This is a genomic window from Kitasatospora sp. NPDC058190, from assembly GCF_042883685.1.
Lineage (GTDB): Bacteria > Actinomycetota > Actinomycetes > Streptomycetales > Streptomycetaceae > Kitasatospora.
This window is the reverse complement of record NZ_JBHVVI010000006.1, coordinates 21546-27872: the sequence shown is the minus strand read 5'-3', so window position 1 is coordinate 27872 and position 6327 is coordinate 21546. Positions and strand designations below refer to the sequence as shown.

Here is a 6327-nt window from a genome sequence, read left to right as displayed (position 1 = left end):
CGGGGCGTCTCAAAAATCGGCCTATTCGTGGGATGGGTTCCCTAACGGGGCTTTGGCCCCCGCCCGGCCCCCCCCGGGGGGGGGGGGTGGTGCGGGAGTCCCGGAGCGGGACTCCCGCTCCACTCTTGTCCGACGGGCCCGGCCTAGAAGAAGCCGACCGCGTCGGGGGAGTAGCTGACCAGCAGGTTCTTGGTCTGCTGGTAGTGCTCCAGCAGCGCCTTGTGGTTCTCCCGGCCGATGCCGGAGTTCTTGTATCCGCCGAAGGCCGCGTGCGCCGGGTAGGCGTGGTAGCAGTTCGTCCAGACCCGGCCCGCCTGGATGGCGCGTCCGGCCCGGTGGGCGGTGTTGATGTTGCGCGTCCACACGCCCGCGCCGAGCCCGTACTGGGTGTCGTTGGCGAGCGCCACGGCCTCGTCGAAGCCGTCGAAGCGGGTGACCGAGACGACCGGGCCGAAGATCTCCTCCTGGAAGACCCGCATGCTGTTGACGCCCTCGAAGACGGTCGGCGTCACGTAGTACCCGCCGGCCAGCGAGCCGCCGAGGTCGGCGCGCTCGCCGCCGACCAGGACCTTGGCGCCCTCGGCCTGGCCGATCTCGAAGTACGAGAGGATCTTCTTCAGCTGTTCGGCGCTGGCCTGCGCGCCGATCTGGGTGTCGGTGTCCAGCGGGTTGCCCTGGCGCATCGCGCGCACCCGCGCCAGGCCGTCGCCGAGCAGCCGCTCGTAGACCGGGGCTTCGATCAGCGCGCGGCTGGGGCAGGTGCAGACCTCGCCCTGGTTGAGGGCGAACATCGCGAAGCCCTCGACGGCCTTGTCGTAGAAGGCGTCGTCGGCGGCGGCGACGTCCGCGAAGAACAGGTTGGGGCTCTTGCCGCCGAGCTCCAGGGTGACCGGGATCAGGTTGTCGGCGGCGGAGCGGGAGATCAGTCGGCCGGTGCTGGTCTCGCCGGTGAAGGCGAGCTTGCGCACCCGCTTGCTGGCGGCGAGCGGGGCGCCGGCCTCCTCGCCGAAGCCGGTGACGATGTTGACCACGCCGGGCGGCAGCAGGTCGGCGGTCAGCTCGGCCAGCAGCAGCACCGAGGCCGGGGTCTGCTCGGCGGGCTTGAGCACCACCGCGTTGCCGGCCGCCAGGGCCGGGGCCAGCTTCCAGATCGCCATCAGGATCGGGAAGTTCCACGGGATGATCTGGCCGACCACGCCCAGCGGCTCGTGGAAGTGGTACGCCACGGTGTCCTCGTCCAGCTGGGAGAGGCTGCCCTCCTGGGCCCGCAGTGCACCGGCGAAGTAGCGCAGGTGGTCGACGGCGAGCGGGAGGTCGGCGGCCAGCGTCTCGCGCACCGGCTTGCCGTTCTCCCAGCTCTCCGCGACGGCCAGCTGTTCGAGGTTGGCCTCCATCCGGTCGGCGATCCTCAGCAGCACCTGCGCCCGCTCGGCGGCGGAGGTGCGGCCCCAGGCCGGGGCGGCGGCGTGGGCCGCGTCGAGGGCGGCCTCGATGTCCTCGGCGGTGCCTCGGGCCACCTCGGTGAACACCTCGCCGGTGACCGGGGTCGGGTCGCCGAAGTACTCGCCGCGCGCCGGGGGCGTCCATCCGCCGTTGATCCAGTGCTCGTACCGGGAGCGGAAGGCGACGATGCTGCCGGGCGCGCCGGGGGGCTGGTAGACCGTCATGATCTGTGTCTCCTCGCGACATCGGGCGGGCGCCGCCCGGCGCCGATCGGGCCGTGGGCGGCGCGCCGGACCACCCGGTCAGCGGGCGGTCCGGCGGGAGGGTGCGGACACGCAGTCGGGCCGGCGCCCCGCCGGGGCGCCCGCCGTCGAGCACGATAGCCGCCGAGCGGACGATGCGGCTACGGTCCGTACGGCGGCTCGTACGGACGGTACGCGATCCGGACGTTCCCGACCCGGGCGCGCGGAGGGCGCGTTCGACGGCGCGCACGCCCCGACGCGCCTCAGACCGCGTGGTACCGGCCGGTGCGGGCCTCCCAGCTCAGGTAGCCGGCCAGCCAGGTGACCAGCCCGTCCGCGTACCGCTGGGCGACCGCGCACTCGATCCGGGACAGGCCCAACTCCCGGTAGACGTCCGCCAGTCGCTCGTGCAGCTCGGCGCAGCGGTCGACCATCAGCTGCGCCTCCGCCATGACCGCCGAGCAGGCCTCCTCGGCCGAGCAGTGGCGCTCGCGCTGGACGATCATGACCAGGTTGTTGACGTCCCCGCGCGGCGCCTCCAGCGGGAAGGAGCGCACGTCGTTGCTCAGCGAGGGTATGTCGGCCGCCAGCTGGCGGAGTTGACGCAGCACCGGGTGGTGCAGGACGGCGGCGGGGACCTCGAACTGGCCGAGCCGCTCGACCATGTCGAAGATGGTCTCCATCGCCGCGGTGCCGCGTCTGAGTTCGAGGTAGCCGTCCCGGTCCGGTGGCCGGGCGGAGATCCGGCCCGCCGCCTCGGCCGGGTGACTGGCGAAGTAGTACTCCCAGTTGTAGGCCGCGCGGGCCTGCCAGCGGGCGGGCATGCCGCGCACGCTGCGGCTCCACAGGTCGGCGAAGGCGGTCTCGACCGCGGAGTCCGGGTCGGGGCGGGCGCCGTGCAGGACGGCGATCAGGCGTTCGCAGATCGGGGCGACCTCGGTGGGGCGGCGGCCGAGCGGGCCGTCGAACTGGTCGTCGAAGAGGAAGTAGAAGCCCATCAGGTCAGCCGCCAGGGCGAGTTCGTCCGGCCCGGCGTCCGGGTAGCCGAGCGCGGCGAGGTCGACCACCTCCCAGTGCGCGTAGCCGGGATGGTCGGCCTCGGGCAGCAGTGGGTGGCGGAGCAGCCAGTCGCTGTGCAGCTTGGTGGCGTACGAGCCGTGCGGACTGCGGCGGTACGGGAACGGAATCTGAAGTGAGGTGTCGTCAGACATCGGACTCCCGGTGCAGCGGAGGGTGGGGGCGCTTGTGGTTCGATCATTGGCCGTGGGGGGAGTTGGCGCGGCGAGGCACGAGCAGTGAGGGTCGCTGTGCAAGATCATCTGCGCCTCGCGGGCCGTAGGGTATCTGATGTAATGATCGGACGTTAGAGATATAGGGCAATTGCCCTTGGCAAGCCTCCCAAACCCTCACCGTCCGCCCCAGCCTGGGCGAATGACGCACGGCGAGCCGCACACGGCGCTAACCTCGGCTCCACGAACAGTGATGGAGCGGCTCCCACGAACAGTGGTCGAGCCGCGCCGTTGGCGGGTGAGGCGGAGGCGCGACGGTGACCGAGCAGGGCAACGAACTTCGGACGGGAACCGGTTCCGACGGGGACGGCGACAGCGCCGCACCCCGGGTCAGGCTGCGCGACCGCGACGCAGAAGTGCGCTCGGTGGAGACGGCCATCGACCGGCTCTGCCGCGAGTTCGCCGCGGGCGGCACCGAGATCGGCGACCTGCTCACCTTCTCCGGCCGCCCCGGCATCGGCAAGACCAGTCTGTTGCACGAGGTCCGACGGATCGCCAAGCTCCGCGAGGGCGCCTCCGTGCTGTTCGCCCGAGGCGGCGAACGGCAGTTCAAGGAGCCGTACCACGTGCTGCGCCAGCTGCTCCAGCCCGTGCTCAGTGATCTGAGCGCGGACGAGTTCCGCCAGGTCATGGGCACCTGGGAGGAGGTCGTCGGACCGGCCATGGGCCTCAGGCAGCCCAAGGCGGGAGCCCGCCGCCTCGACCCGCAGGGCGTGCGCGACGGCCTCGACTACGTGCTGACCCAGCTCGCACCGCGCCGCGCGCCGATGGTGATGATCGTCGACGACCTGCACTGGTCCGACGCCGAATCCCTCTCCTGGCTCGCCAAGTTCGCCGTCCGCTCCGGCGAACTGCCCGTGCTGCTCGTCTTCGCCTTCCGCGAGGACGAGAACGACTGGCCCAACGAGACCCAGGACCTCCGCCGGGACATCCTCGGACTCAAGGCCCGCAAGCACGAGCTCAACCGGCTCACCCTGAGCTCCGTCACCGACATGATCCGCGCCGAACTCGGCGACAAGGCCGAGGACGCCTTCTGCTACGAGTTCTGGAACGTCGTCAACGGCAACCCCTTCGAGGCCGGTCGCCTGCTCGACCAGGTCCGTGAGCAGGAACTCGAACCGGTCGAGGAGAACTCCCGGCAGCTGCGCGAACTAGCCGTCGACGCCACCGGGATGACCCTCAAGAGCTGGCTGGACCGGCTCGGCGCCAGCACCCTGCGCTTCGCCTGGGCCTGCGCCATGCTGGGCACCGACATCCGGATCGACCTCGCCACCCGGATCTCCACCCAGAGCACCGAGGGCGCCCGCGACTCCATCAAGCAGCTGCGCAAGCAGCGCGTGCTCACCCAGGCCCCCAACGGGAATCTGGAGTTCGTCCACCCGCTGATCGCCAGCTCCATCTACAACACCATGCCGGAGGCCACCCGCCTCGGCATGCACGGCATCGCCGCCGCCGAGATCGAGAACGCCGGACTCGGCCTGCTCGCCGCCTCCCGCCACCTGGTCGAGACCCACTCCGGCGAGGGCGACGACCGGATCGTCAAGAAGCTGCGCCGCGCGGCCGTCGAACACCAGCTGATCGGTGCCCCCGAGGCCGCCCAGCGCTGCCTGCACCGCGCGCTCAACGAGCCGCCCGCCGACGACATCAAGGCCGAGGTGCTGTACGAACTCGGCTGCTCCGCACTGCTCACCGACCCGGGCGCCACCGTCAACCAGCTCAAGCTCGCTCTCGACCCCGACGAAGGGCCGCTGCGCCCGGACCTGCGGGTGGACGCCACCTTCCGGCTCTCCGAGGTGCTCGCCCACAGCGGCGAGCTGGGCCAGGCCGCGTTGGTCTGCCAGGAGGAGGCCGAGCAGACCGTCGAGCCGGCCGGGCGGCAGCGGCTCCAGGCCGCCTCGTTCATGTGGCACGCGTTCCGCAAGTCCGAGGAGGGCGGCCGCGGCCGCTCCGCCCGGCTGGGTGAGATGTGCCGGAGCCTGCCCGGCCGCGAGGCCGCCGACCGGGCGGTGCTCGCCATGCGCGCCTGGGACCTGACACTGCGCGGCGAGTCCTCCGCCGAGGCGCTCGCGCTCGCCGACGAGGTCCTCGACGGCGGCCGGCTGCCCAAGGGCCTCGGTTGGACCGACACCACCTGGGGCTTCGAACTGCCCTCGATGCTCGGCCTCACCTACATCTACAACGACCGCATCGCCCAGGCCGAGCGGCTGTTCGCGGACGCCATCATCCAGTTCGAGGTGGCCGGTTGGAGCGGCGCCCACCGGGGCTTCGCCTACTTCCTGATGGGCCTGGCCCGCTTCCGTCGCGGCCTGCTCGCCGAGGCCGAGGACTTCCTGCGCCGGGCGTACCGCATCTCCGAGCGGGTCGGGCAGAAGCTGCCGCTGGCCTGGGACGCGGTGGGCGTGCTGGTGGACACCCTGATCGCCCGCGGCCGGGTCGACGAGGCCTGGACGCTGGCCAACGAGTTCGGCTTCCACCCGCCGTACCACGCCACTGCCATGGTGCTGCCGGACGCGGCCTCGCTGTACGGCAAGCTGCTGATCGCCATGAAGCGCCACGCGGGCGCGGCCGCCGCGCTCACCGAGGCCGGCGCCCAGCTGGAGATCCGCGGCTGGCACAACACCGTCTGGGCGCCCTGGGCCGGGCACCTGGCCATCGCGATCGCGGACGACGAGCCCGAGCGCGCCCGCGGCTACGCCCGGAAGGCCGTCCAGGACGCGCGCGCCTTCGGTACCGCCTCGGCGATCGGCAGCGCGCTGCGGCTGCAGGCCCAGGTCGAGAACGGCGAGCAGGCGGTCGAGCTGCTGGAGCAGGCCGTCGAGCACCTCGGGCAGTCTCCGGCCGGGTACGAGCACGCCGTCGCGTTGGTCGACCTGGGTGCCGCGCTGCGCCGGGTCGGCCGGCTGGAGGACGCCCAGGAGTACCTGTACCAGGGCATCGAGCTGGCCCAGCACTGCTCGGCGGAGAAGCTGGTCGACCAGGCCCGGCGGGAGCTGGCCAACTACGGCCTGCGGCCCAACCGGCTGGAGAAGCGCGACTTCCGGGAGACGCTCAGCGGGCCCGAGTGGGAGGTCGCCAAGCGCGCCGCGCAGGGCGTGCCGCCGCAGCGGATCGCCGATGAGCTGGGGGTGCAGCTGAACCTGGTCAACCGGCGGCTGGCCGCGGTCTACCGCAAGGCGGGCAGCGGGCCGGACGGCCTCGCCTCGGCGCTCGGGTTGCCGGACCAGCCGCGTGAGGAGCAGGGGGAGTGACGGCGGTCCGGGCGAGGGCGGCGGCCGGTGGCGCCCGGGCGGCGCGCGGAGGCGTGGGAGTGCCCCCACAGCCGCCGTCCTCGCTAGGCTGACGGACACCACGGG

At 72.3% G+C, this 6327-nt stretch carries 3 protein-coding genes; 1 reads left to right on the top strand and 2 read right to left on the bottom strand.

Annotation, left to right across the window (positions count from 1 at the left end; translation table 11 throughout):
* Positions 1 to 143: 143 nt before the first annotated feature.
* Together ACFVWU_RS04165 and ACFVWU_RS04160 are read right to left on the bottom strand one after the other, a co-directional pair.
* Positions 144 to 1667 carry an aldehyde dehydrogenase family protein gene (locus tag ACFVWU_RS04165; protein WP_387615282.1) on the bottom strand — a complete coding sequence of 508 codons (1524 nt, stop codon included), beginning with the start codon at positions 1665 to 1667 and terminating at the stop codon, positions 144 to 146.
* Between the two features lie 281 nt (positions 1668 to 1948).
* Positions 1949 to 2896 carry a terpene cyclase gene (locus ACFVWU_RS04160; protein WP_387615280.1) on the bottom strand — a complete coding sequence of 316 codons (948 nt, stop codon included), beginning with the start codon at positions 2894 to 2896 and terminating at the stop codon, positions 1949 to 1951.
* Between the two features lie 335 nt (positions 2897 to 3231).
* On the opposite strand from ACFVWU_RS04160, the gene ACFVWU_RS04155 reads away from it, so the two are divergent.
* Positions 3232 to 6222 (top strand): ATP-binding protein, encoded by a 2991-nt coding sequence (locus ACFVWU_RS04155; protein ID WP_387615278.1) that lies wholly within the window; start codon positions 3232 to 3234, stop codon positions 6220 to 6222.
* Positions 6223 to 6327: the final 105 nt, after the last annotated feature.

Bases quoted from the DNA above. Each gene is read 5' to 3' on its own strand.
- ACFVWU_RS04165 (WP_387615282.1), bottom strand. From the start codon at position 1,667: ATGACGGTCTACCAGCCCCCCGGCGCGCCCGGCAGCATCGTCGCCTTC.
- ACFVWU_RS04160 (WP_387615280.1), bottom strand. From the start codon at position 2,896: ATGTCTGACGACACCTCACTTCAGATTCCGTTCCCGTACCGCCGCAGT.